The organism is Aeromonas sp., assembly GCF_051657805.1.
Taxonomy (GTDB): Bacteria; Pseudomonadota; Gammaproteobacteria; order Enterobacterales; family Aeromonadaceae; genus Aeromonas.
Genome location: NZ_JBOFLJ010000021.1, coordinates 158,335 through 183,762 on the forward strand (window position 1 = coordinate 158,335; position 25,428 = coordinate 183,762).

Sequence of the window (25,428 nt, forward strand, 5' to 3'; positions counted from 1 at the left end):
TCCTTATCCTGCCTGTCCGCTGCCCGATCCAATCACCACGCCACCGCAGCCGATGGCGGTACCGGTGACGGCGATGGGCTTGCCGTTCACCAGCACTGAGCCAACTCCCCCCGAGATGCTGCGAGGATGGGGGGGATTGTTCGGTTTATCGTGGGGAGCCAGGGGATCCCCCTGGCGGGCCACCGGCTTGCCGTCGAGGAAGACATCCGGGCTGGCGGCGATCACCGGGGATGGGTGGAAGCCGTCGTGGTCGGTGCCTATGTCACCGAGCAATGCAATCGTGGGACACATCTGAATTCTCCGTGTGGGCGAAGGGGTTGCCTTGGCGCATCCCCTGCCATGGCCCAACCCCACCAAGGTGAGCCTCGGCCGAGGAACAGCTGGAGAGGCTGCTCAGCAGCCTCCATGCCAACGCCATGATTTAATAAACTGCTTTTAAATCATCGCGTTACAAGCTGGCTTTCGAGCCTTGGCAGATCAGACTGCAACAACTTGCCCGTAGCAGCACAAACACCATAAAAACCCTGTGATAGCCAGTTGATCTAGCTGCAATTTGCGCAACTTATTGCGCGAGCCGGAAGATTAAACGCCTTAATTGCTCTGTTGCAGCTGATAGAGGCGGACATTGAGCGCCTTGAGGTCATTTTCCAGCCCCTTGAGATCCGCCGCCGTGATGGGTTCCTGGGCTGCCTTGCGCGCCTCCAGTTCGTTGAGGCGCAGGCTGAACGGGATGTTCTGCATCAGGTTCTTCTGCACCTCGTAGAGCTGGGACTTGAGGTAGGAGATGGTCACCGTCTTGCGCTGGCGCTCCAGCTCCAGCAGCTGATCGAGCAGGGCATCCACCCCGGCGCGGGCATCCAGATAGGTCGGCACGCTGATAGGATCCCCTTGCTGACCGGCAAGGGCGTTCTGCCACTGTTTGTCCAGCGCCTTCACCGCCAGGGAGTCGGGGTAGAGCATCAACAGCGAGCTGCGCAGCCCCTCCCCATAGCGATAGCCATCGAGGGGGGAGGCCTGTTCGAGGCGGGCGAGCTGGGACTGGTAACGGGCCACCAGCTCGCTCTCCATCCCCTGCAGGGCCTGCTCACCCAATACGATGCGCGCCTGACGGATGTCGTCATAGCTGAGCACCCGCGGCAGCTCGGCGGCCGGCTGTTGCAGGCGCTGGGCGGCCAATACTTTCGCCTCCTGCTGATGCTGCCAGCCAAACCAGGCCATCACCGGCAGGGCGCAGCTGAGCAGGCCGCAGCCAAACCAGAACCAGGCGGGGCGCTGCTTGCGATGCTGCTCTATCTTGAGCACGGTGGGCTTGACCTGACCCTTCTCCCGCCCCACCAAGATGCTGCCCTGGGGCAGATGGGGGCTCGTCTGGGCGGAGGATGAGGTACTGCCCTGATCCATGTCCCCCTTGAAATAGACCATGGGGGGGATCTGCAGCTCATCCTTGAGGCCGGGCTCGTCGGAGACGATGACGATCTCAGCCTCATCGAACAGATGAGTGTAACCCTCGATGAAGTGCACCAGGTTCTCGACCCGGGGAATGCGGCTGAGACCGGCGTTGTGCAACTTCTCGCTGATGAGCTGCAACGCCCGCTCACAGCGATAGACCAGCCGCTTGTCCTCGTGGCTTATCTGGTACTGGCGAATGACGTCGCTGATGCGGGCGATGAACCAGTCCAGCATCTCGATGCGGGCCCGCTCCTGCTGCACCGGCGGCCAGAAACTGTCCCACTGGGTCACGATGAGGTTGGCCAGAAACTCGCATCCCTCGGTAAAACCGCTCAACCCCTGCAAGCGCGAGCGTGCCAGGGTGAAGTAGATGGCGGTCTGCAGATCCACCCCGTGTTTTTCGAAGATCTGGCTCGCGAGCTGATGGATCCGAAGCCAGTCCACCTCGGGGCGCGAGGCGTGGCTGAGCTTGTTGATCTCGGCGCGCAGCGCTTCGTATTCCGGCAACATCCTGGGGTCGCGCCCCACGTTCAGTGCCTGCTGGCCTTGCTGGTTATGTGTCATATGAGCGTCCAACGCGGTGGGGCCTGGGGCCCCACCGGATCATCAATAGAGGGATTCGGGCAACTTGAACTGACTGAACAGGCCGCCGGTGAAGGGGTTCTGCGCGCTGTCTGTGTAGACGCGATAGGTCATGGATCCCTGATCCACCGGGAAACGCACATCGAAGGTCGCCTCGTTGACCTGGGTCAGCTCCCCCTTGTCCATCAGGCGGAACATGGCCCAGGGCCCGACGAAGCCTTCGCTGCGCGGGGAGCGCTCGCGGGCCGCCGGCACCAGGGTTATCTTGCTCTCGGCCCCGTCACGCATGGTGTTGGGCCACACCAATGGGATCTTGGTGCGCCGGCCGTGGGCGTATTCCAGCAACTGACCGTCCAGATTCAGCACGCTGCGCCGCTTGTTGGCGGTGAGCTCGATGGGCTCGAGGGCAAATTGCACCTCCAGGTTGCCCTGCTGGCTGAAGAAGATCTGGCGGATGCGGGCGGCGCGATCCAGCTGTTTTACCAGCTCCGCCTGCACCGGAGAGCCGAGCTCCCCTTCCATCAGGCCGCTCTCCACCATGGGCTTGAGGTTGACCTGATAGAAGCTGTCCAGGGTCCCATTGGGTGCGAAGAAGCGCTCCATCTCGGACAGGGGTACGTCCTTGGACGACCCCGGTTCGAACGGATAGCGCCCCGCCAGCTGGCTATTGAAGGGAGCCAACACCTTGTCCTGCCACTCCTGGTTAAGAGAAGACATGGCGAGATCCACCACCAGCCGCGAGCTCTGCTCGGAGAGTTGCCCCACCCAGCGATCCAGCGGCGCCGGCAGGCCGCGGGCATACTGCTGCAGCGCAAACACGGGGTCGGCGTACTTGTTGGTCAGACGCAGTTGCACCGCTTTCAAGGCAGACTGGCCCGGCTCGGTGGCGTTGACGATGAGCTCCAGATAGTGCTGCAGCTCCACCAGCTTCTGGTTCACCTCCTGGATGAGGGGGCCCTGCTCACCGCGACCCGCCAAGGCGGCGTTGGTGGCCATGAAGGGGCGACCGATGCGGGCCGTGATGGCTTGGGCCGGATCCCCTTCCACATCGGACAGTTTGCGAATGCGGGTATTGTCATCCAGCGCCGCCAGGACGCGCTGGAACGGCTGATCGTTGCCCGTGATGGCGGTCAGCACGTCCAGCGCCTGCTCCGGGCTCTCCAGGTTCTGCACGTCCAGGTTGGTCAGCAGGTTCTGCCACTGGTTGACGTAGTCGGTGACGTAACGCTCGTTGACCTGGCGGGTGATCTCCTTGCGATCCGCCTCGCTCAGTTGACTCAGCTTGCGCTGACCCAGCACCCAGGCATCCATGGCAGTGAGATCGATCAGTGCCTTGTCCTGTTTGAGGAAGAAGTCGCTGAAACCTGGCCAGGTCAGCAGGCGCGGCACCTGCCCCGCCTGATCGTTGCGCAGGGCGAAGACGGTATCGAAGGTGGGCCCCACCTCATCGCGCACGTTGAGATCCGGCGGCAACTGATCCCCCGCCTTCACCACCAGGTTCTGGTAGACCCTCTGATACATGGGCAGCTTGCCAAGCTCGCGCTGGGCGCCGTACACCGGCTCCTTGAAGGGGACGAAGGCGGTGATGGCGGCCTGATCCTTGGCCACTCTGGCGCCATACCAGTCGGTGTGATCCAGGGCGTAGTCCAGGTGCCCCATCAGCTGCTCCTGCACCGGCCCCTGGCCCGGGAAGGCCCGTTGCCAGCGGCTCGCCATGTACTGCGCCACCAGCTCCTTGTTGCGGCCGGAGGCGTCATCCAGCATCCGCATCACCCGCAGGATGGAGAGCTTCTCCTCGCTGCCGGCGGGTGCCAGCTCGAGATCATCCATCAGCCCCTGCATCTGGGCCGGCAGGAAGCGCAGGCTCAGCAGTTGCAGGTAGGAGCCTTCCACATAGGGGCCGATCTCGTCCCCCTGATAGAGGCCAAGGTCGGCCACCAGCGGGGTGCGCTCGCGGTAGTTGCCAAAGGAGAGGGTCGCCTCGCGAATGAGGTTCAGGCGTGGCAGCTGGCTCACCCCGAAGGCGTGATCGTCGGTCAGCTCGCGGGTACTGGTGAAGGCCTGGGCCTTGGTCAGCACGTTGCGCCCGGCCTCTTCATTCACCCGATAGAAGTAGTGCCAGCCGCCGATGAGGGCCGCCGAGAACAAGGAGAGGCAACCTATGCCGATGGCCATGCGGCGACGGCGATAGAGGGTATGCAACCGGTTCTCCCCGGCCAGATGGGCCTCGGGGAAGATGATGCCGGAGAAGAGTTCTCGCACGAAATAGGTGTTGGACTCCCCACGCAGGGCCGAGTGAATGGGCTCCGGCAGGTTGTAGCGGCGGGAGGCCGCCTGAGCGAACGCATCGAACGGCACCCCTTGCTGATAGACGGAGCTGATGTAGACACCGCGCACCAACAGCGGCTTGCTCTCTTCTATTGCCAGGGTTTCGTCCAGCAGGCTGGTCACATAGTCCTTGAGCCCCGCCAGCTGGCGCACGAAAGAGAACAGCGCGCTGCGCTGACCGGCATCCAGCCTCGCCAGCATCAGCTCGGGCAGGTTCTGGTTGAGGTTGTCCACCCACTGATCCCAGAACTGGGTCAGCTCCTGCTGCCAGTCGTGATTACCGCTCGGGTTGAAGGTCACCCCCAGCACGGCCTCGCGGGCCTCCTTGTCCAGCTGCTCGTACACAACATCGAAGCCGCGCAGCAGATCCAGCTTGGTGAAGGTGACGTAGAGGGGCAGCCGGGTGTTCATGGTGGCCGACACCTCCTGCAGGCGCGAGCGCATCAGCTGAGCATAGGCCTTGCGCTCGGCCACGCTGGCGTGGGAGAGCCAGGCCAGGTCCACCGTCAGCACCAGGCCGTTGAGGGGCTGGCGACGACGATGCTCGCACAGCCAGTTCAGCAGATGCAGCCAGAGCCGCTCGTGCTTGCGCGCCAGCGGATCCAGCTCGGGTTCGGATTGGGACAGGAGCTCGCCGGCGGGATCCAGCATCACCGCCTGCTCCCCCAGCCAGCAGTCGATCAGCTGATCCTGGGCGACGTCCCTCAGCTCGGTATCGAGTCTCGGGTTGAGCTTGTTGGCCGGGTTGGCCCTGTGAATGAGGCTGCTCTTGCCGCTGCCGGGCAGCCCCAGCACCAGGTACCAGGGCATGGCGTAGCGGGCCCCCTTGCCAAGGTGCTCATCGAGGGCCTGCAACCAGCGTCCCAGGAATAGCCCCTGGCGATCCAGCAGACCCTGCACAGGATCTTGCTCCAGTACCGTCTCCTGCTGGCGCTCGGCCTTGAGCTGCTGCATCTTGCGCCACATCCGCCAGGAGAGTACCCCCAGCAGCAACCAAAGCCAGAGCAAAGTGAACACCACCCGTCCCCACAGGGGCTCGAGTGGCTTCGCATCGCGGATCTCGAGGCGGGGGCCGAGCCACCACGCTAGGATCAGGGCGACAACCCAGAGCACTGCGCCGAGCAGAGGCCAGGAGGGTTTCAATTTCGGCAGCTGTTGCCGCAGAAAGGTAAAAATGGTCTTGAACATAAAATGTGATCCAACTCCGACTCAGCGACTCATTTCGCCATGCATGTCATTTACCCAGCTGCCTGCTGTTCCAGGCGACTGACCAATCCGGGTTCCCATTGCGCCAATCCCAGGCGGCTCGCCTCTTGCCACAGATGCTGATAGTGCTGACGCGCCAGCGCCCCCATGCCCTCCTGCGCCAGCAGCTCCGCCTGCACCAGTTGGGCGTGAAAGCGGGCGCGAGGCTCCTGCAACTGCTGCATGCGCTCATCGAGCAGGGACAGCGCCGCGGCCATGCCCTGCTCCCCATGGCGCTGGGCGACCTCTTCCCCTAGGCTCCCGCCCGCCTCCCCCGCACCGCGATTCACCGGTTGCAGCCAGCGCTCGCATTCGGGGGACAGGAAGGGACTGGCGTCGCTGAAACCAAGCTCCCGCAGGGCCGGCAGGCGCTGCAGGAAGCCGCCCAGCTCCTCCCTGATGGCCTGGGCCACGGCGCCAAATCCCAGCTTGTCCGCTACCTGGGCCGAGAGGCGGTGCCCCTCGAACCAGTAGGGGGCCAGGGTCAGGCTCTGCTCGATGCGCTGCCAGAGCGCCAGATCCGCCGATCCCAGGGCGGCGCGATACTCGTCCACCATGTCCGCCGACATGGGGGCCAGCTGGGTTTTGTTGTCCCGGGTCGCCATGGGGGGGGCCGTGATCCCGGCCCAGATGGCGTGACGACGCAGGCGATAGCCCACGGCCGCCTCCGGCTGGCGCTCGATGAGCAACTCCGCCACCTTGAGCTGGGTCTGGCGCCAGGCGCGGTCATTGGAGCTGTCTATCTCGATGCCCGGCTCCTTGCTGGCACCGCTCAGCACCATGGCTGCACCCTGGCTGGCATGGGTAGTCGTATTCCCACTGCCCGTCGCCGGGGCCAGAGCCCCGTCCGCCTCGGCCTGGGCGGCCTGCTGGCGCTGGGCCCGTCTCAGCCCCATCAGCAGCGGATCCAGCAATTCTCCCTTGTCCGGACACTGCACCAACCAGCAGGCGCCGAGCTGCTCGGCCTGAGTCAGCAACTGGGCCAACTCGGCCGCCGAGGCGCTCTCGCAGACCCGCGGCAGGGCCCCCTCGAAGCGCTTGACGATCTGCACCATCAGCCGCTGTTTCTGGCTGGCATTGCCGGGCCAGGCCAGCAGCCAGTAAGCACGGATCCAGGACTCCAGCAGGCTGAGGGCCGCCCCCATGGGGGTTGCCTTGGCGGGGTGTTGCAGGCAGCGCAGCAGCTGGGCCAGCACCCGCATGTCCTTGGTGCGCGTCTCCAGGAGGCCCAGGCAGGCTTCCGCCACCGCATTAAGATCCACCTGGGCATGAGCCAGGGAGCCGAGCTTGACCAGCTCGGTCTCCACATAGTCCCAACGTGGCTCGTCCGCCAGGACGGCCCCCTTCATCTGTTCATCCGGCAGGCTGGCGAGCAGGCGGCCACACCAGGGGTGTTGATAGCTCATCTCCCCTCCTACCAGCGACACTGCTGGCGCAGGGGCGCCAGGGCGGTTTTCAGGCCGCTCAAGTCGACCCGTATCAGGGCGCCGTTGTCGGCCCGCACCTGCAACTCGCGATGGCCCAGCCAGCGCTTGAGCTCCTCGATGGCGGGTAGGCCGCGGCCATATTCCAGCAGCAGCCCCTGATCCCGGATAAACCAGCTATGGGTACCGGCACTTGGCTGACCATCCAGCTCGACCTGCACCTTCTCCCCGGCCCAGGGGTTGTCCAGTCGCAGCCGGATGTGGGTGATGCTGTCGACGCAGCCGATGGAGAGCGTTGCCCCCCGCAGGGCCGGACGGGTCAGGATCTCGCTGCCACGGCCCGGATCGCTTTGCAGCAGGAAGGGGGGACTGTCCGGGGTTCGGCTCTGCTCCTGATCCCAGATGGCCTGCCAGGCGGGGGACTTGGCCGCCCCGCTCACTTCGGCGGGCTCGCCCGCGCTGCCGAGGGCGTCATAGCAGGCGAGGCGCACCAGGGGGGAGGCCTCGCGCCGGCACTGCTGCCAGCCGGCCATATCCAGCTGGGGAGCGGCGGTACTCGCCAGCAAGAGGGGCAACAGGGTGAGGACGCTCATCAGTTCACCTCCAGCTTCTGGCACTTGTGATCCAGGGTGCGCTTGGGAATGTTCAGGCTCTCGGCCACCAGCATGCGGTTGCCCTGGAAGTAGCGCAGCCGCGCCTCGATGACGGAGGCCTCATACAACTGCATGGCCCGGCGCAGGTCGCGAATGTGGTTGTAATTGTCCATCGAGCCGGGCAGCTCCACGCAGACCCGTTCCCGCAGCTCGGGAGGCAACGCCTCCAGCACCACCTCTTCCCCGTGGCGGGTGTGGGCGCAGGCCACCTCCAGCAGGTTGCGCAGTTCGCGCACGTTGCCGGGGAAGTCGTAGCTCTGCAGCTGCTTCTGGAACTGGCGGTGCAGGCCACCGAGGGCCTTGCCATCCTGCTCGGCAAACTGGGTCATGAAGTGCTGGCACAGCATGGGTACGTCGTCCATGTGCTCGCGCAGCGGGGCGATGAGCAGCAGGCACTGGCAGAGGCGGTGATAGAGATCGGCCCGGAACTGGCCATCCTCCACCTGACGAGTGAGGGGCTGATGGGTGGCGGCGATGAGGCGAAAATCGGAGTGGAGCTCCTGCTCGGCCCCGAGGGGCCGGTAGCTGCGCGTCTCCAGCACCCGCAGCAGCTTGGCCTGCATGGCGGCAGGCATGTCCCCCACCTCGTCCAGGAACAGGGTGCCGCCGTTGGCCTGGGCCACCAGCCCGGCCTTGTTGCTAAGCGCCCCGGAGAAGGCCCCCTTCTGGTAGCCAAACAGCTCGCTCTCGATGAGGTTTTCCGGGATGGCGGCGCAGTTGATGGCCACGAACGGCTTGCCAGCGCGATCCGAGCATTGGTGCACCAGGCGGGCGACCACCTCCTTGCCGCTGCCGGTCTCCCCCTGAATGAGCACGGTCAGCTTGTGCTGAGCCGCCTGATGGACCTGCTCGCGCAGCCCGCAGATCACCGCGGATTGACCCACCAACTGGTCAGCCAGCAGCTTCTCGTGCTGCTTCTTGACCTGATCTTCCCCTTTTATCTGGCGAAGAGAGTCTCTCAGCACGCTCTGATCCCGGCGGCTGCGCCCCAGATCCCGGATGAGGGTGAGCTGGTTGCAAAACACCTGAGAGAGCTGGGCCAGCTCGGGGCCGTCGGTCCACTCCTGCAACTGCTCGGCGCTGTCCATCATGGCCAGCACGGCGAACGGCTTGCCGTTGCCATCCAGCAGGGGGAAGGCGTGCAGGCCGCACTGCTGGCCGAGGTTGGAGAGCAGGGCGCGAAACTCCTTGTGCTCGATGCGCGCACCCCCGTGCAGGGAGTCCCAGGTGCGGGACTGGGCCTTGTGCAGCACATAGGCAAGGGGGTGGGAGAAGTCATCCACCGCCAGGGAGAGGCTCACCGCCTGCTCCTTGACCCAACCGCTGCACGCCAGCTGGCGACCGCTCACCTCCAGCATGCCGAGCAGCATGCCCTTCGGCTGGAAGCTCGCGTGCAGCACCTGTGACCACCATTGGCACAGGTGCGGCTCGTCGCGCTGCTCGGTCAGCTCGAGGGCAAAGGCGAGGGCTTGCTCCATACTCAAGCCCCCACCTCGGCCACGAACTGCTGATCCGCCACATAGAAGCGCACCCGGTTGATGGGTTCACCGGCGGCAAGGCGCTGCAGCAGCTGCAGGGAGACCGGCGGCAGCAGGGCACCGTCGATGACGGATTCCAGCATGCGGGCCCCGTTCTCGCTGCGATTGGCCCGGCGCAGTATCTCTTCGGCCACCTCGGAATCCAGCTCCACCTCGGCGCCGAAGCGCTCCTTGAGCAGCTTGACCAGCCGGTTGAGCTTGCCGCCCACGATCTGCACGAGCGTCTCGTGACCGAGCGGCAGATAGGGGATCACCTCCATGCGCGCCAGCAGCGCCGGCTTGAAGAAGGCGGCGAGCTCGGGGTAGAGCGCATCCAGCAGGACGTCCGGCTGCTCGGCGTGATCGACTATGGTCTGGAAGCCCAGGTTGGAGGTGAGGAAGAAGACCACATTCTTGCAGTCGATGATGCGCCCCTCCCCGTCCGCCAGCTCGCCCTTGTCGAACGCCTGGTAGAAGAGGTTGAGCACATCCGGGTGGGCCTTCTCCACCTCATCCAGCAGCACCACGGAATAGGGCTTCTGGCGAATGGCCTCGGTCAGCACGCCACCCTCGCCAAAGCCCACGTAACCGGGGGGCGAGCCGATGAGACGCGATACCGTGTGCTTCTCCTGATACTCTGACATGTTGATGGTGGTGAGGTACTGGCGACCGCCGAACATCAGCTCGGCGATCTGCAGCACGGTTTCTGTCTTGCCGACCCCGCTCGGCCCCACCAGCAGGAAGGCACCGAGGGGGCGACCCGGGCGGCGCAAGTCGGCGCGGGCGGTCAGCAGATGTTTGTGCAGATGGGCCACAGCCACATCCTGCCCCTTGATGAGATCCCCCAGGTACTCAGGCAACCGGGTGACCACGTCGAGCTCCCCCTGGGAGATGCGATTGAGCGGCACCCCGGTCCACTCGGCGATCACCGCCGCGATCTGGGTCTTGTCCACGTGGGCGGAGACCAGCACGGATTCTTGCTGCAAGTCGGCAAGCTCAGCCTCGAGCGCCGCCAGCTGCTCGGCGGCGGCTTGCGGGTCCAAGGGCGCATCCGCCAGATCCAGCGCCTCTCTTCTTAACAACTCATCCTGTTCGTCTGCCAGCAGGGCGGCGCGCAGGGCCACTATCTGCTGCACCAGCCCCTGCTGTTGCTGCCAACTGGCCTCCTGCTCCACCAGGGCCTCACGGCTGGCAGACTGGGCGGCCTGCAACTCGGCGAGACGCTCCTCGTTGTCACCCAGGCCAATGAGGCGCTGACGCTCCAGCTGGCGGATCTCCAGCTCACGCTGGCGCAGCTCGTTTTGCAGGTGGCTGACGGCGCGCGGCGGCGTGGTGAGGTTGATGGCCACCCGGGCACAGGCGGTGTCCAGCACGTCGATGGCCTTGTCCGGCAGCTGACGACCGGAGATGTAACGGGCTGAGAGCTGGGCGGCGGCTTGCAGCGCCTCCTCGTCGATGAGCACCCCGTGGGCCCGCTCATAGATGCTGCGCAGGCCCCGCAGGATGACGGTGGCCTCCTCCGCATTGGGTTCCCCCACCTTCACCAGCTGGAAGCGGCGGGACAGGGCCGCGTCTTTTTCCACGTATTTCTTGTACTCGCCCCAGGTGGTGGCGGCTATGGTGCGCAGCTCACCCCTAGCCAGGGCGGGTTTGATCAGATTGGAAACGTCCAGACCACCGGCCTGGTTGCCCGCCCCTATCAGGGTGTGGGCCTCGTCGATAAAGAGGATGACGGGGCGCACCGCGTCCTTGACCTCCTGCATCACTCCCTTGAAGCGCTTCTCGAACTCCCCCTTGACCGAGGCCCCGGCCTGCATGGCGCCGAGATCCAGGGTCATCAGCTCCACTTCACGCAATTTTTCAGGCACCTGACCCGCCACCATGCGCAGGGCCAGCCCCTCGATGAGGGCGCTCTTGCCCACACCGGCCTCCCCCACAACGATGGGGTTGTTCTTGCGACGACGGGAGAGGATGTCGATCATCAGATCGATCTCGTGATCCCGGCAGAGCACGGGGTCCAGGGTGCCCTGACGGGCCTGCTCGGTCACGTTGACGGTGAAGCGGGCCAGCAGGCTGGCATCGGCAGGCAGGACCGCCCCGGTCGCACCTTGGGCGGCGTTGCCGTTGCTGGAGACGGTCACTTGCGTCTCGGCCGATTCCTTCACCCACTCGTCGAACTGCTGGCGCAGCAGCTCCCGATTGACATTGGCCAGGAGGCGAGTCACCGACCCCGGCAGGTAGCGCTGGGGGGTCATCAGGAGCACCAGCAGCATGACGCCGCTGCGCAATTGGCCGTGCTGCAGCTCGGCGGACGCCAGCAGCCAGCTGTCTTGCAGCCACTCCACCAGGAGCGGCGAGAAGGAAGGATAGCCCTGCCCATAGCCGCTGTCGGCGGATGAGGGTTGCAGCAGGGTGCGCAGCTCCTCCACTTCCACCTCGGCCCTTTTGAGGATCTGCCGCACATCGGACAGCGGGGTGTCCAGCATCTTCAGCAGCAGGTGCTCGATGCGGATCTCGGCCCCCTGGTGGTTGACACAGAGGGCCGCAGCCTCCTCCAGCATGTGACGACAGATGGGATTGAGTCTTTCCACCAGTACCGGTAGCTCTATACGAATCAAGGCGTGCTCTCCTCAGGATATTATTTTAGTAATTCGCCCAGTTGACGCAGAACGTCCTGGGTCTGGTTATTGAGTTGGTGATGATAGAGGCCAAAGATGATGGCCAGGATCAGGGCCCCGCCCATGAACAGGCTGCGCAGGGAAACCTGCTTGCGCAGCTGATAGCGGGAGGCCTGCTGACCCAGATCCAGGTGAAACACGCTGGGCGCCTCACCGCTCGCCTCGGGGGACAACTGCTTGTGCAGCTGTTTGACGATGCGCTCGAACTCCCCCTGCCCCTTGCTCATCACCTTGTAGCGCCCCTCGAAACCGAGGCACAGGCACAGGTAGATGAACTCCAGGATGTCCCGATAGCGCACCGGGTCTTCCTGCAGGCGAGCGAGCAGCACGAACACCTTCTCCCCGCCCCAGGTCTCGTTGTGGAAGCGGGTAAGCAAGGAGTGTTCAGACCATTCGCTCTGGCTACCCCAATCGCGGCCCATCACGGCCTCGTCGATGAAGGTGCAGAGGATGTAGCGAAACGAGAGCACGACGCCGTTCTCGTAACCCTGGGCCATCAGCTCCTGCTCGATGGCCTGGATCTCGGTCACCACCCGCTGGTAGAGCTCGGGCACCCGGTCGTAGCGCGACAGCAGGCGCACCCGCTGCACCAGACCGAGCAAGGGAGTCACGGCGTCGATCATGGGGTTGATGCTCTGGCCCCGCAGGCGGAACCAGTAGTCCGAGTCCATGTCCAGCTGCTCGGCATGATCGAACAGCAGGTCGCTGAGTTGCTCGTTCTTGAGAATGTCCGTGGTCATCTGTGCTTATTCCTTGTGGGATCACTGGCTGCGAATGGCCCAGAGCTGCATGTCGAGCTCCGGGAAATCGCCGGCAATGTGGAAGGCGAGCGTGTTGCCCACCGCCAGCATCTGCCAGGCCGGGCTCTGCCTGTCGAGCTGGAAGTAGCTGTAACCGGCGTGATAGGGCAGCTGGCGCGGTGCCACCGGCAGCGGCAGCAACGGGATGCCGGGCAGTTGCAGGCTGATGAGCTCGCGGATCTTGTCGCTCGACGCCACCTTGGTCTGTTGCAGCAGTTGCTTGCGCAGCTGCTCCTGGGGCATGCGGGCACGCACCGCCAGCACGAAATCGGCGCTTTGCATCAGCTCGCTCTCCCCCACCACGGCCACCATGACGCCGTACTGGTGCTTGCGCAGCTGGATGGAGACGGCCCGCGGCGACAGCACAGTACTGAGGGCCTGGCGCAGGGCCAGCATCACGGGTTCGAAGCTCTGCTGCTGATCGTCGTGCCGATAGGCGGCAAACTCAGGCGGCAGGCGGGACTCGTCGGTAAAGGTCATCAGTTCACCGCAGATCTGCACCAGGGCCTCGTGCAGCCGCTCCGGGTGCAGGGTGCCGAGGCGCGCGAGATGAGCCAACTGGGGCTGGGCCCGGTTGAGCAGTTGCAACATCATGAACTCCGCCACGTCGGCAACCCCCTGCTGCCCCGGCGCCGCGATGCGCTGGGAGAGGCTGCGGGCCCGCTCGGCCACTAGGCCGGCGGACTCGCCGAGGAAGCGCTTGAGGGTCGGGATGGCGGAGACGCTGATGCTGCAGGGCATGAAGTTGGGATCCAGCACCAGGCCGCCGTCCGGACGCTTGTCCAGGATGCGGGCAATGGCCAGCGACGCGTAGGCGCTGCGATCGTCGCGCTCCAGCATCAGCCGCAGGCTGACCCGGCCCACCTCGAGGGAGACCACATCTCCCCCTTCGCTGTGCAGGTCTCGCACATCGTGGCGATGGGCCTGCAGCCGGGTGGCCACCTGGCCCCCCTGATTGACCTCGTTGACCCCGCTCACCGAGAGGGGCAGCGCCAGATAGACCTTCTGGTTCGCCACCGAGGCATCGGTGATCTCCAGCGGGGTCGGCAGCACATCGTCGTTCGGAATGTTGAAGACGGTGCCGTCCGGCAGTATGCCGGTGGCCCCCACCAGGGCGATGCGACCAAAGCCGAGGTAGTCCTCGTTGATGGCGAGGGACTGGAGCCCGTAGAAATAGTCGGACAAGGCGCTCAGCCGAGCGTGCAGCGCGTAATCCGAATGCCTTTGCTGTTGCTGGAAGTGCTGGGGCTTGATGAAGAGCCCCTCACGCCAGATAACCCGATTTCGACTCGACATGGTTATTCTTCTTCTTGTTGTAGTTCCACTTCATCCAGACGCAGATGAACCAGAATTTGATAGGCACTGCCCGTGCTCTTGACCTTGATGACCTTGCGCCATTCGGCGCTGTCCGGATCGGCGTAGCGGGCGATCACCCCGATGTAACGGGTCTTCTCGTCGAGCTTGATAGGGGGCAGATATTTGAACTGCCCCGGCAGCAAGGTGTAGTCCTGATGGTCCAGGTAGTTCTTGCCAAGCGCCTTCTCCACATCCTCGGTCACCTGGTCGTAGTCGGTGGCGAGCAGCTTGGAGTCTTCCGCCAGCAGCAGCACCTGGAACTCGACGGGGGCCGCCTCCCCACTTTCGTTGGGGTTGACGTCCGGCTCCGCCACCAGGCTCAGGCCCAGGGTGGAGGGCTGATCATCCTTGCTGCCCACCTGGATGTCCGGGTTCATGGCCACATCGGCCATCTTGCCCATGGTGGTACAACCCGCCAGGGCCAGCAGAGCAGCCCCCAGCATCAGCGCACGTGTCATCAGATCAGTCCCTGTTGCTGACGCACGGCCTGGTCATAGGCCTGGGCATACACCTGATGGAACAGCTTGTCGAAGCCCTGCTGGCGAGCGGAGGTCAGCTCGCGGTAGTAGTGCTGGTACATGTTCCAGGCCCAGCCCTCGTCCGCGGCCCCCGGGGTACCGGTACGGCGGTAGTGCTCGAAGCGGCCGACCAGGGCATCCGGCGAGAAGGCTTGCAGGATGCTGTTGAGGGCCGCGCCGATAGCCTGCTGGTTCGCCACATGGTGGATGCGCACGTTGCGCAGGCTCTCGGCCACTGCCGCCGGCGCGGTCAGGTGCACCGGGCTCTTCTGCTCGGCGAACATCACCGCCAGGGTCTCGTCATAGCCGAGCCCCAGGCGCAGCGGGTTGTCCTCGATGGGACGCAGGTGCTTGTCCGCCAGCGCCGCCTGATCGCTTTGCAGCTGCAGCAGCCCTTCCACCATGGCGCGCACCGTCTTGCCCATCTCTTCGAGCATGTCGTGGGCCTGCTGGGTGTCCTGCATCTGCAGCGGCTGACCCAGGCCGCGCATCAGTGGGGTCAGGGCGACGTGATCGACCCCTTCCAGTGGTGGCAGGTAATCCGGGTGATTCTCGATGGCGGGCATATCCAGAAATTCTTGGTTCATGGTGTTCTCGATGGCAGAAAAGGGGGACAGGGACGGATGTTCCATATCCGGTTGTGAGGGGAATTCGGCCTGGCGACGGGGATCCACCAGGGGAGTCAGCGCCGAGCGCTCATGCTGCAGCGCCAACAGGGGATCGAGTGCCAGGGCTTGGGGATCCTCCTCGCAGACGGCAGGTTCGTCGCTCGCCAGCCACTCGTCCAGCTGCTCGGTGGGGCGATTGCCCAGCACCTGCTGCAGGCTCTGCTCCGGCGTGATGGCGCCGAGATAGGCCTTGAGCCGGAACGGGCCGACGACGAGCTCGTCCCCCTGCTCCAGATGTACCTTGCGTGAGCGCCCAATGGGGGAAGTCGCGCCATTGATGTAGGTCTGGCCGCTCAGATCGCACAGGCAGAAGCGACCGTCCTGCAGCTCGATTCGGGCATGAGCCGGCATGACGGCCCCCAGTCGGTCCCGCAGATGCCAGTCATCCTGCTCGGAGGCGCCAAGGGTCCCCCCCATCTCGCCGAAGCCGTATTGCACCTGCTGGTTGCCATCGAGCTGCTCGCTGTTGAGCACCACCAGGGAAAGTTGCTGGTTTAGGTCGTTCACATTCACTCCTGCTCTCATTCCTGCACCTATTCCTGAACACAAATGGTCACAAACGGGTCACTCGGCGGCGCGCCGAGGAAGCTACTCCACCCCAGGCGTGCACTCTGTTCCTCCCCGAGCCTCAGCCCCCTGGCCTGCTCCTGACCAAAGCCAAGGCGCAGATCCCAGGCCAGCTGGTCACGCAGGATGAAGGAGACAAAGGTCACCAGGGCGTGGAAGTGCTCCCCGTTCGGGAGAAACCCGAGAAACTGCCCAAAACTCAGGTTGTTGATCTTCAATAGAAACTTGCCGGCGCAGTCATTGACCTTGTCGCCGATGACGAAATCTCCTCCCAGGGTGGCGCAGGCGCGGCCCAGCCGGTTTTGCTGATCCTGATGGATGGGCACCCGGCGCCACTGCCAGGCGCTCACTTCCACTTCCGCCAGATCGAAACAGTGAGCCACCAGGCCCGCGACTACCTCGGGGGAGCGGCTGGGGCTGGCCAGGAGCCCTGCATAGGAGAGCATCTTGGCCCGGTTGACCGGCAGGCTGCGGCAGACCGCCTCGTTGCCGAGCCCCACCAGGGCGAACATCAGGCGGGAGAAGCCATCCTCGCCGTTGTCCTGGAAGCGCACGTGATAGCGATACTTGCGCCAGATCCGGTGCAGCAGGGTCAGCAGCCTGTGATGGAAGAAGTCCAGGAACAGGCCGAGCTTCTGCTCCCCTTGCGCGTACTCCCAGGCCAGGGAATCGAGGTAGTAACCCGGCATGGGGGACTGGCTGCCGTGCAGGCCGAGGAAGGCCACCTCCAGCTCGTGGCGCCCCTTGTCATCGCGGCCAATCTGCAGCACGTCGCTGGTGGGGAAGCCCAGGGAGGCGGTCGCCTTGAAACGGATCCCCTCGTCACTGGGCAGATAGTCGAGCCCCCGCTCCTGATCGGCGCCATCCAGCCGGTTGAGCAGCTCAACCAGCTGGAAGAAGTTGAAACGGGGCGCCTCCTTGGCGGCGCTCACATCAGGGAGTGTTGACCGATCTGGACTGGCCACTGGTAACGCTCCTTGTTGTCGAGATTGACCACCTCAAGCAGGTGGAAGGCATTGACGCTGGCGTACAGCGAGAAGAAGTGGGCCAGCACTGTGCTGAACAGGTAGAGCTCCCCCTCGCTGCCAAAGGCGGATTGACGAACATGCAGCACGGATTTGAGCCCCCGCACCGGCATGCCGCGCACCAGGCGGTCCACCGGCGTGGTCTCGATCTGCTCTATCCCTCCCAGCCGCTTGCGCGAGGCCTGCTCCGCCTGCTTGTCGTGCAGGGCCGGGAAATCGTAGGTACGCAGCACCTGCACCAGGGCATCCCGGCGCAGCAAGGAGACATAGTTCAGGGACAGGTTGGAGATGAGCGTCCAGTGCAGGCTGCCATCCAGGGCCGGGCGCAGGGGCCGGGTCGGCCGGATCAGGTTGCGGAAGGTGGCGAATGACGGCGAGCTGCCGGTCGGCACGCAGATGTTGCCCACCTTGAGGGTGGCGGCCCGGGAGCGGTTGGTGCAGGTCAGGGTGACGGAGATGGATTCATCCAGTTCCACCGTTGTGGTCTCATCCCCGCGCACGAAGGAGAGGCTGTGCTCGAAGCCGTCACCGCTCACCGATTCGCGCACCCGCACCCGGTAGTAGAGCGCCAGCCGCTGCTTGGCTCTCTCTATCTGATGCTGGAAGCTCTCGAACGGTTGATAGATGCGCGGCGTACCGCGGGAGCGGCCGAGGTTGCCCTCCACCCAGCCTTCCACCTCGTCCACCGAGAAGATCTCGAAGCTGTCCGCGTGGCGATAGCTCGCCTTGAGGGGATATTCCGCCTGACGGCCGTTGAGGTTGACCGGCTCGCTGTCGTGCTGGAACAGGTTGATGGCCGGCACGCAGTTGAGCATGAAGGAGTCGGGCCGGATCTTGAGCTCGGCGGGCAGCGGCTTGTCGAAACAAAAATGGATCTTGAATTCGCTGACCGGCAGCGGCTGCCTGGGCCAGTCCCCACGGGAGAGCTCGAAGAAGAGGAAGCTCTCCGGGAAGCAGAAATACTCCTGCAGGATGCGATAGCCGGAGTAGACGTTGTTCGGATAGGGCAAGAGCGCATCGTCGCGCTCGAAGCCGATGGGCTTGAGGGCCTTGGCCTCCTGACGGAAGCGCTTGCCGTCTATCTCCAGCTCGATGTGGGAGAGCTGGTTGGAGAGCCAGAAGTAGAGCTCGTAGGCTGTATAGCTGTCCCCACCGAGGTAGAAGCGCAGCTTGTCGAGCTGCAACTCATCGAGGGGCAAGGGGGCATGCAGGGCGATATCCAGGGAGATGGTAGAAAGATCGTTGCCGCTCTGGGCCGCGATGTGACGGATATCGGCCGGATAGATCCAGGCGTCGTGGCTGGTCTGGAAGTGACAGGTCACCTCGTCGATGGGCAGGCTGTCGAGCTGACAGCCCTGCTTGACCAGCGCAGGTTGAGTGATGGCCCCGGGGATGACCGAGAACTGCATGATGGTCATGCTGGGCACGGGGCGCAGGTAGTTGGGCCAGAGCATATTGAGCAGACCGTGGGTCAGCTCGGGGAACTCGTCCTCTATCTTGGCGCGCAGGTTGCCGGTGAGGAACGCGAAGCCTTCCAGCAGGCGTTCCACGTCCGGATCCGTATTTTGCTCGGACAAGAAACGGGTGAGTTCGGGATAGGCATCGGCAAATTCGCGCCCTTGCAGGCGCAAAAATGCCAGTTCATCCCTGAAGTAATGTTCCAACGACATTGATCAGACCATGCGGTAGTGACGGTGACTGTCCAGGTGGACGTTGAACGAGGTAACCTGTTCGATGTGCTCAAGCCTCACATGGGCCGTCACCTGAAACGACATCTCGAGCGGATCCGCCTGATAGTCGGGTGAACGCACCTCCACGTGAACTATCCGCGGTTCATACCGACGGATGCATTGCCGGATCGCCTCACGGATCCGCCCCTTGATGTCGGCACTGCCCTGGGTGGCGTCATTGAGATCGACGACGCCAAGCTCGGGGGCACTGCGGCAATTGCCGGGACGGGTGTTGAGGATCTGGTCGAGCTGCCGTTTGACAGACTCGACCAGATCATCCACTTCCGAGCGGGGGGAAGGATGAAGCCCCTCCCCCCGGATCCTGTCAAACAGGCTGGCCGCATTTCCTCTATCCCAGGAAGAGAGAGACGGCATCGGCCATTATTCCTTGTCCAGACGACCCACCAGAGACAGCTCGAAGCTGGCACCCATGTACTTGAAGTGCGGGCGCACGGCCATGGCGACCTGATACCAGCCCGGTTCCCCTTCCACGTCCAGCACCTTGATCTGGGCGGCACGCAGCGGACGGCGGCTACGCACGTCTGCCGGCGGGTTCTCCTGATCGGCCACGTACTGCTTGATCCAGCCGTTCAGCTCACGCTCCAGATCCTGACGCTCCTTCCAGGAACCGATCTGCTCGCGCTGCAGCACCTTGATGTAGTGTGCCAGGCGATTGATGATGAACATGTAGGGCAGCTGGGTACCCAGCTTGTAGTTGGTCTCCGCTTCCTTCCCTTCCTTGGTGTTCGGGAACACCTTGGGTTTTTGCACCGAGTTGGCGGAGAAGAAGGCGGCGTTGTCGCTGTCTTTGCGCATGGTCAGGGTGATGAAGCCCTCTTCGGACAGCTCATACTCGCGACGATCGGTGATGAGCACCTCGGTCGGGATCTTCGCCTGCAGCTGGCCCATGGCCTCGTACACATGCACCGGCAGGTCGTGGATGGCGCCACCGCTCTGCGGGCCTATGATGTTCGGGCACCAGCGATACTTGGCGAAGCTGTCGGTCAGGGAGGTACCCATCAGATAGGCGGTGTTGCCCCACAGGTAGTGGTCGTGATCCGAACTGATGTCTTCCTGATAGTTGAAGCCCTTGATGGGATTCTCGGTCGGATCATAGGGCAGGCGCGCCAGGAAGCGCGGTGCGGTCAGCCCCAGATAACGGGCATCTTCAGACTCGCGCAGGGAACGCCACTTGGTGTAGGCCGGGCCTTCGAACACCGACTTGAGATCCTTGATGGACGGCAGATCGGTGAAGCTGTCCACACCGAAGAAGGCCGGTGCGACGGAGGAGATGAAGGGGGCATGAGCCATGGCTCCCACCGCGCTCACATACTGCATCAGCTTGATGTCGGGGGAGCTGTGGGTGAAGGCGTAGTCACCGATCACGGCACCGATGGGTTGACCACCGAATTGGCCATAACCCGTGGAATAGACGTGTTTGTAGAGGCCTGACTGGGTGATCTCGGGTGAGAACTCGAAATCTTCCAGCAGCTCTTCCTTGGTCGCATGCAGCACCTGGATCTTGATGTTCTCGCGAAAATCGGTGCGATCCACCAAGAGCTTGAGAGAACGCCAGGAGGACTCCAGCTCCTGCACTTCCTTGGCGTGCAGAATGACGTCCATCTGCTTGCTCAGCTTCTTGTCGAGCTCGACAATCATGCTGTCCACCAGCGCCTTGTTGACCGGATCAGTGGTGGTTCCGCTGTCCAGAATGTTGGCGATCAGGGCGGCGACCCCCTGCTTGGCAACGCTGTAACCCTCGTCTACCGGGGTGATGCGGGCCTGCGCCATGATTTCGTCCAGCAAGGACGAGGAGGCAGCACTCGCCCCCGCTTGAACCTGTTCTTCGACCTGAGACATATTTTTTCCTTATCAATCAGTCAATAAATCTGCAGATCACTCGGCAGGCTTGATCAGATCCAGCTCCTTGAGCAGTTGCTCGCGAGCCTCGTCACTGGACAGCAGATCCTGCAAACGATTGCGGAAGGACGGGATATTTCCCAAGGGTCCTTTCAGGGCAACCAGGGCCTCACGCAGTTCCAGCAGCTTGCGCAGCTCGGGAACCTGCTGGGCAACGCTGTCGGGGGTGAAGTCTTCCAGAGACTGGATCTTGATCGACACCGGCAAGTCGTCCTGGCTGTTCTCTTCCAGGCGATTGGGAACGGAGAACTTCAGTTCCAGTGCAGATTCTTTCATGACAGAGGAAAAATTATTCTTGTCGATGGAGACGGTCTGACGCTCCTCGATGGGGGTCTCTTCCGTACGTCCTTTCATATTGCCAATAACCATCATGGTCAACGGAAGTTCTATTTCCGCCTGTTGGCCACCGGTTGCCGGCACATATTTGATATTAATACGCTCTTTAGGCGCAACGGTGGCGCCATCAATTCCTTTTCCCATGCTCTAAATACCAAGTTAAGGATCCATGAAGACCCTAAAGCTTATAGCCAACGCTTCTACCGGCAACTGTAAAAAATGACAGTTGACGAGTTCTGGAGAGAACTCGATAGAAAAACGCCAGCCGACGATGCATTTTTGATATGTGCCAAGCCGGTGCTTGGATAATCAAAAACACAATATGCATCTTGTTACTTAATACAACCCGATTTGCCTCTGCTCTTTGTCAGAGGTCATGCTGGCTTAAGAGCCATTTGCGACGAATGGTATATTTGTGATTCCATTGACGTCAATACAAAAATATTTAAAAAGCATTTATTCATTATCAACAACAAAGTAAATATCAATAAAATCAACGACATAAAATCAAGCCTACACTGAGTGAGAAATGTCTGAAGCTGGATTTCTCTGCAGTAACAATGATGCTAGGCGTGCAAAAGATTAATGAATTTGTCATCTAGCCAGTGGAAAAGCATTAATACTTGGCAACTGAGTGATGATGCCAGAAAAATGATGATATCTCTCTCACGATAAACAGTCATATAAGATGCACGATAAAATGCCCCCATAAAGCGTAAAAAAAATATCCCATGGCATTCATCATCATGCCATGGGATTTTTCCATCTCATATGAACTCTAACAGTGTTTAATCATCTTGCTGAGCACTAGGTATTGTCCTGCATCTTCTCCGATAGCTGACCCTTCTCCAGCTTGATAAACCAGTGCTGGGCCAGTTTTTGGCCAGAGGCTTTCTCTTGTTTGGTCATCCCTTTTTCCAGCTCATTGCCTGCATCGGTCGCATCCTTGTTCCCGTCGGTCGCGGCGAGCAGATACCATGCATAAGCATGCAAGCGGTTGCGAGGCGCCCCCCAGCCTCGCTCGCGCATGGTGCCCATGCGATATTGTGCCTGCCGGTGATTGGCATTGGCCGCCAGCCGGTACTGCTTGAGCGCCTGAACATAGTCCGCCTCCCCGCCCAGTCCCAGCCGCAGCATCTCGCCATAGGCATAGTGTGCCTCGACATTGCCCTGCAGCGCCGCCGAGGCGAGGCTCTGGCGTGCCGCTACCAACTCACCCCGTCCCTGCTGCAATGTGGCTAGCTCGAGTTGTGCCTGGCTCACCCCGCCTTTGGCCGCCAGCGTCAACCAGTGCTCCTGTGCCGCCGGCTCACTCTGCTGCAGGCTCAGCTGATATTCAGCCTCGTGAGAGCCATGGCTCGCAGCCAGCTCCAACCAGTAACGACCGAGCGCGAGATCCTGAGGCACCACCTCCCCCGCCAGATAGGCTTGTCCCAACCACAGCTGGGCCTGGGGAGCACCGGCATCGGCGGCGCGTTGATACAGGGGCAGAGCCTCGGCACCACTCGCCCGGCTGGCCAGGATCAGCAAGGCATCCGGTTGTTGCTGGGCAGCGGCCTTCTCATACCAGCGCTGGGCGAGATCGGGGCGCTTGGCGACTCCCTTTCCTTGCTCATAGCGCAGGCCGAGCCGATATTGCGCCTCGCGGTTACCCTGCTCGGCCGCCTTCTCCAGCCACTCGATGGCATCGGCATCGGCACCGGGCTGTTTGGCATACCACTCTCCCAACACCAGTTGAGCATCCGCATGATCGCGTTTGGCCGCCTGCTCGAACCAGTCGAGACACTCATCGGCCAACTTGCCCTGATGTTGCTGCCGACACTCCAACCCCAGCTGATAACTGGCATCCGCATTACCCAGCTTGGCCGAGCGCTGCCACCAGTTCTGGGCCAGCTTGGGATTCTTGGGCTCACCGAGGCCAGTCTGATACCAGCTTCCCACCTGCAGTGCTGCCTTGCCTCGTATATCCGCATCGGCCGCCAGCGGTCCTGCTTGATCCGCAGCCTGCTTCATCCAGCGCATCGCATCGGGATAATCCGGCTTGGCCGCCAAGCGATTGGCCAGTTCATACTGCGCCTTGCCCTGACCCTGTTGGGCGGCTTGAGAGAGTTCGGATTCGGTCTGTGGTGTCGTTGTGGTACAAGCGGCGAGCCAATGGCTCGCCAGCACCAACCATAATGTGCGATATGTCATCGTTTGTATCTGCGAATAATTTGGATGGTAAGGGTGGCTGCATACATAACACTTTCTTACAACCTGATGTATTTTCTATTTCTCATCAACTTTTTAAATAAATCGTATTCCATAAAATTCATACTGACTCAGAGTATTATTGCTCGTTCACATGATCTAACTTGACCAGTTCCAAACCCAGCTTGTTTCCCTCATTTAACAGCTTATCGAGGGCATCAGTTCGACAAATAAAACCTGTATATTGATCAGTATCTATATCCCAAAGCACGACTTCATATCCTTGCGCTTGCAACCATAGGTCATAAAGTACCAGCATGCTCCAAACCGATGCATCCTCGTCCGGTTCGGAACAAATGAAATGCTCCTTCAAACCGTGAATATCCGCCAATGCGTTGCCTTGTAACTCAACCTCCTCCACGTCTCGCCAGTCGATATTGAGACATACCCAACACTCATCGGAATTCAGCTCAACAAGTGTTGACACGATACGGCCCTGTAGTGCATCGGCATTCGTCTTCATCAGAGCGTTCACTCTATCGACACTGATGGCTTCAGGAAGATGAGATAGTAGAGTCGATAGAAACCATTTTCTTCTTCGTCTTTCGACATAAACCATAGGGATTAACAGGGGAGACAAGATGATGACAGAGAGGATCAGGAATAGTTTTTTTATCGCCTTCACTCTTCTTCCTCGATTTTTTCATACTGTGCCAAGGGTGCCAGGTCATTCGTGTCTAGCATGAATGAGCCTGCGCAATAGCATCGAACGCCACTCGGCATCGAGATATATCGATCATGCAGGCTGTGCATCATTGATAAACCGCACACGACTCCTATACCCGGATTTAGTATCATGATTCCTTGTTACCTATCAGCTGAGTTTCTCCTTACTGATAGTCGGTTCGTATCTATTGATATTGGCTGGATTGCCCCCCCCCTTAAATGGTACCCCTGCTGCTCGGCCTACCTCTACCATCATGTGCAATGGAATACGAAATATTCTCCCTCCACAACCCGTTTCATCAATACTTCCACATAGGTTGATTTCTTACCTAGGCCAGAACTATTTTTCATCTCAGTGTGCTAGGAAGAGTAAGGTTTCAGGCTGATAAGTCCCAAAGGTGATACAGCATCACGAGACAAGCTGAGATTGATGCGTTTACCCACACCATGACTCATAAGCTTGGCTTGCAAATAAGGGGGCGTTGGGGCGAAAAATCAGCGTTCAATTGTCACTGCCAGTGTTGCCAGCCAGCTTCCCCCGAATAAGCCAGCTATCCCAGTCTGATACTCATCGATAAAAGCGTCGCAGCCCCAGCTCGTAGAAGCGTACTATCGCTTGAGGCTCGGCCGCAGTATTGACCACAGCGAAATGCTGCCATCCTTTCGAGGCCGAAAACCTGACGTCATCATATGAATGCATCCAGTTTCCTTAGGACACGAACTTAATCTTTTGGCCCGCGAGCCGAGTGATCTTCTGATCTTTCATGCTGATCAACACGTCTTCGGACAAGGCTTTGATCTTGACTCTATTGCCGACCCGGGCCAATAGCGCGTAGGCGTAACCAGCCCTGGGATCCCGGCGAGTGGTCTTGGCCAGGTTGTAATCAAATGCTGTCACCTTGAGCGCACCTCGGCTCATAGTTGTGCCCGTCTTACCCAAGTAGGTAATGAAGGCCCCCTCGTAGGAGGAGAAGATATCCAGCAAGCTGTCGTTGTTTCCCGGTAAATCCCCGGGATCTCGTCCGGTCAGGAGGCTGTGACATGCCGCTGTAGTCGCGATCCCATCTACCCCTGTTCGCCAATCCATGCCACCCGGCTGGCCCGTGTGGTAGGCGTAGAAGAAGTCTCGATCATGGGCGTAGATCATCGTACATCCGCTCAGCGCCCCCGAGGTTAGCACCACAGGCTGGCCTTCCACCAAGTTATCAAGAGGGATTCGGATACCGACCGTGCCAGCCGTGCCATTAACCACGTTGATTAGACTGACCTGCTCCCCCAGCACCTCTTTGCCCCAATGGTTACCAATCTGTAATCCCCCCTCAAGGGACGTCGCCTGAGCGCCGGTGGCAGTGAGGACCTTCTCGGTGAAGATGGCATCCTCGCGGTTATAGGCCCGTGGCGCGTCCAGCCGAACCTCTGCGTCAAACCGGCAAACCTCGAACCCCAACATAATGGGATGGGTCGGCTCACCGACCAACAAGCCACGCTTGGCCAAAGGCGTAATATAGCCCTTGATCAGTTTCTGAGTATCCTTGTTTGGTTTGCCCGGCTTGCGATCGGGTTTTGTCACACCTCTCGCTAACACGCTATCGGAGTGAATCACCGGTGTACTGGCCACAAGGGGACGAGAATTAACCAAGGGGCTCGACAACGTCTCGCCCTGATTGATGACAGCTTGCACCATCATGGGTACGGCCGATGTCTGGGATGGCGCCG

19 protein-coding genes are annotated in these 25,428 nt (G+C 61.6%); all 19 read right to left on the reverse strand.

The annotated features are described in order from the left end of the window. Nucleotides 1–3: 3 nt before the first annotated feature. Nucleotides 4–291 (reverse strand): type VI secretion system PAAR protein, encoded by a 288-nt coding sequence (locus ACRCYW_RS07990; protein ID WP_438549590.1) that lies wholly within the window; start codon nucleotides 289–291, stop codon nucleotides 4–6. A 300-nt stretch (nucleotides 292–591) separates the two neighbouring features. Continuing rightward, complete coding sequence (locus ACRCYW_RS07995) at nucleotides 592–2,013, reverse strand: VasL domain-containing protein (RefSeq protein WP_438549591.1); 1,422 nt, start codon at nucleotides 2,011–2,013, stop codon at nucleotides 592–594. Between the two features lie 42 nt (nucleotides 2,014–2,055). Further along, complete coding sequence (gene tssM / locus ACRCYW_RS08000; protein ID WP_438549592.1) at nucleotides 2,056–5,547, reverse strand: type VI secretion system membrane subunit TssM; 3,492 nt, start codon at nucleotides 5,545–5,547, stop codon at nucleotides 2,056–2,058. Nucleotides 5,548–5,597: 50 nt separating this feature from the next. After that, complete coding sequence (gene tssA, locus ACRCYW_RS08005; protein ID WP_438549593.1) at nucleotides 5,598–7,010, reverse strand: type VI secretion system protein TssA; 1,413 nt, start codon at nucleotides 7,008–7,010, stop codon at nucleotides 5,598–5,600. Nucleotides 7,011–7,018: 8 nt separating this feature from the next. Further along, nucleotides 7,019–7,621, reverse strand: coding sequence for a type VI secretion system-associated protein VasI (vasI, locus tag ACRCYW_RS08010; RefSeq protein WP_438549594.1), 603 nt, complete (start codon nucleotides 7,619–7,621; stop codon nucleotides 7,019–7,021). Then, nucleotides 7,621–9,159: a sigma-54 interaction domain-containing protein gene (locus ACRCYW_RS08015; protein ID WP_438549758.1), complete on the reverse strand. Its 1,539-nt coding sequence runs from the start codon at nucleotides 9,157–9,159 to the stop codon at nucleotides 7,621–7,623. The genes vasI and ACRCYW_RS08015 overlap by 1 nt, the downstream gene beginning before the upstream one ends. 2 nt (nucleotides 9,160–9,161) lie before the next feature. Further along, nucleotides 9,162–11,816, reverse strand: a complete 2,655-nt coding sequence (tssH, locus tag ACRCYW_RS08020; RefSeq protein WP_438549595.1) for a type VI secretion system ATPase TssH — start codon at nucleotides 11,814–11,816, stop codon at nucleotides 9,162–9,164. A 20-nt stretch (nucleotides 11,817–11,836) separates the two neighbouring features. Further along, nucleotides 11,837–12,616: a type IVB secretion system protein IcmH/DotU gene (gene icmH, locus ACRCYW_RS08025; RefSeq protein WP_438549596.1), complete on the reverse strand. Its 780-nt coding sequence runs from the start codon at nucleotides 12,614–12,616 to the stop codon at nucleotides 11,837–11,839. Nucleotides 12,617–12,637: 21 nt separating this feature from the next. Continuing rightward, nucleotides 12,638–13,972, reverse strand: a complete 1,335-nt coding sequence (gene tssK, locus ACRCYW_RS08030) for a type VI secretion system baseplate subunit TssK (RefSeq protein ID WP_438549597.1) — start codon at nucleotides 13,970–13,972, stop codon at nucleotides 12,638–12,640. A gap of 2 nt (nucleotides 13,973–13,974) precedes the next feature. Beyond that, nucleotides 13,975–14,490 carry a type VI secretion system lipoprotein TssJ gene (tssJ, locus tag ACRCYW_RS08035; RefSeq protein ID WP_100861738.1) on the reverse strand — a complete coding sequence of 172 codons (516 nt, stop codon included), beginning with the start codon at nucleotides 14,488–14,490 and terminating at the stop codon, nucleotides 13,975–13,977. Then, entirely contained in the window at nucleotides 14,490–15,725 is a 1,236-nt protein-coding gene (tagH, locus tag ACRCYW_RS08040) for a type VI secretion system-associated FHA domain protein TagH (RefSeq protein WP_438549598.1), read from the reverse strand. The genes tssJ and tagH overlap by 1 nt, the downstream gene beginning before the upstream one ends. A 26-nt stretch (nucleotides 15,726–15,751) precedes the next feature. Further along, nucleotides 15,752–16,750, reverse strand: a complete 999-nt coding sequence (tssG, locus tag ACRCYW_RS08045; RefSeq protein WP_438549599.1) for a type VI secretion system baseplate subunit TssG — start codon at nucleotides 16,748–16,750, stop codon at nucleotides 15,752–15,754. After that, nucleotides 16,714–18,480 carry a type VI secretion system baseplate subunit TssF gene (gene tssF / locus ACRCYW_RS08050; protein WP_438549600.1) on the reverse strand — a complete coding sequence of 589 codons (1,767 nt, stop codon included), beginning with the start codon at nucleotides 18,478–18,480 and terminating at the stop codon, nucleotides 16,714–16,716. The genes tssG and tssF overlap by 37 nt, the downstream gene beginning before the upstream one ends. A 3-nt stretch (nucleotides 18,481–18,483) precedes the next feature. Beyond that, a complete protein-coding gene (gene tssE, locus ACRCYW_RS08055; protein ID WP_438549601.1) occupies nucleotides 18,484–18,915 on the reverse strand; it encodes a type VI secretion system baseplate subunit TssE in 432 nt (143 codons plus the stop codon). A 6-nt stretch (nucleotides 18,916–18,921) separates the two neighbouring features. Then, entirely contained in the window at nucleotides 18,922–20,400 is a 1,479-nt protein-coding gene (gene tssC, locus ACRCYW_RS08060; RefSeq protein ID WP_438549602.1) for a type VI secretion system contractile sheath large subunit, read from the reverse strand. Nucleotides 20,401–20,436: 36 nt separating this feature from the next. Further along, complete coding sequence (tssB, locus tag ACRCYW_RS08065; RefSeq protein ID WP_438549603.1) at nucleotides 20,437–20,940, reverse strand: type VI secretion system contractile sheath small subunit; 504 nt, start codon at nucleotides 20,938–20,940, stop codon at nucleotides 20,437–20,439. Between the two features lie 663 nt (nucleotides 20,941–21,603). After that, nucleotides 21,604–22,989 (reverse strand): tetratricopeptide repeat protein, encoded by a 1,386-nt coding sequence (locus tag ACRCYW_RS08070; RefSeq protein ID WP_438549604.1) that lies wholly within the window; start codon nucleotides 22,987–22,989, stop codon nucleotides 21,604–21,606. A 136-nt stretch (nucleotides 22,990–23,125) separates the two neighbouring features. Next, a complete protein-coding gene (locus tag ACRCYW_RS08075; protein ID WP_438549605.1) occupies nucleotides 23,126–23,671 on the reverse strand; it encodes a DUF6630 family protein in 546 nt (181 codons plus the stop codon). A 750-nt stretch (nucleotides 23,672–24,421) separates the two neighbouring features. Next, nucleotides 24,422–25,399, reverse strand: a complete 978-nt coding sequence (locus ACRCYW_RS08080; protein WP_438549759.1) for a cytotoxic necrotizing factor Rho-activating domain-containing protein — start codon at nucleotides 25,397–25,399, stop codon at nucleotides 24,422–24,424. Nucleotides 25,400–25,428 lie beyond the last annotated feature (29 nt).

Excerpts from the sequence above, each read along its gene's own strand:
- ACRCYW_RS07990 (WP_438549590.1), bottom strand. The coding sequence starts at position 291 with ATGTGTCCCACGATTGCATTGCTCGGTGACATAGGCACCGACCACGAC.
- ACRCYW_RS07995 (WP_438549591.1), bottom strand. The coding sequence starts at position 2,013 with ATGACACATAACCAGCAAGGCCAGCAGGCACTGAACGTGGGGCGCGAC.
- tssM (WP_438549592.1), bottom strand. The coding sequence starts at position 5,547 with ATGTTCAAGACCATTTTTACCTTTCTGCGGCAACAGCTGCCGAAATTG.
- tssA (WP_438549593.1), bottom strand. The coding sequence starts at position 7,010 with ATGAGCTATCAACACCCCTGGTGTGGCCGCCTGCTCGCCAGCCTGCCG.
- vasI (WP_438549594.1), bottom strand. The coding sequence starts at position 7,621 with ATGAGCGTCCTCACCCTGTTGCCCCTCTTGCTGGCGAGTACCGCCGCT.
- ACRCYW_RS08015 (WP_438549758.1), bottom strand. The coding sequence starts at position 9,159 with ATGGAGCAAGCCCTCGCCTTTGCCCTCGAGCTGACCGAGCAGCGCGAC.
- icmH (WP_438549596.1), bottom strand. The coding sequence starts at position 12,616 with ATGACCACGGACATTCTCAAGAACGAGCAACTCAGCGACCTGCTGTTC.
- tssK (WP_438549597.1), bottom strand. The coding sequence starts at position 13,972 with ATGTCGAGTCGAAATCGGGTTATCTGGCGTGAGGGGCTCTTCATCAAG.
- tssJ (WP_100861738.1), bottom strand. The coding sequence starts at position 14,490 with ATGACACGTGCGCTGATGCTGGGGGCTGCTCTGCTGGCCCTGGCGGGT.
- tssF (WP_438549600.1), bottom strand. The coding sequence starts at position 18,480 with ATGTCGTTGGAACATTACTTCAGGGATGAACTGGCATTTTTGCGCCTG.
- tssE (WP_438549601.1), bottom strand. The coding sequence starts at position 18,915 with ATGCCGTCTCTCTCTTCCTGGGATAGAGGAAATGCGGCCAGCCTGTTT.
- tssC (WP_438549602.1), bottom strand. The coding sequence starts at position 20,400 with ATGTCTCAGGTCGAAGAACAGGTTCAAGCGGGGGCGAGTGCTGCCTCC.
- tssB (WP_438549603.1), bottom strand. The coding sequence starts at position 20,940 with ATGGGAAAAGGAATTGATGGCGCCACCGTTGCGCCTAAAGAGCGTATT.
- ACRCYW_RS08070 (WP_438549604.1), bottom strand. The coding sequence starts at position 22,989 with ATGACATATCGCACATTATGGTTGGTGCTGGCGAGCCATTGGCTCGCC.
- ACRCYW_RS08080 (WP_438549759.1), bottom strand. The coding sequence starts at position 25,399 with ATGATGGTGCAAGCTGTCATCAATCAGGGCGAGACGTTGTCGAGCCCC.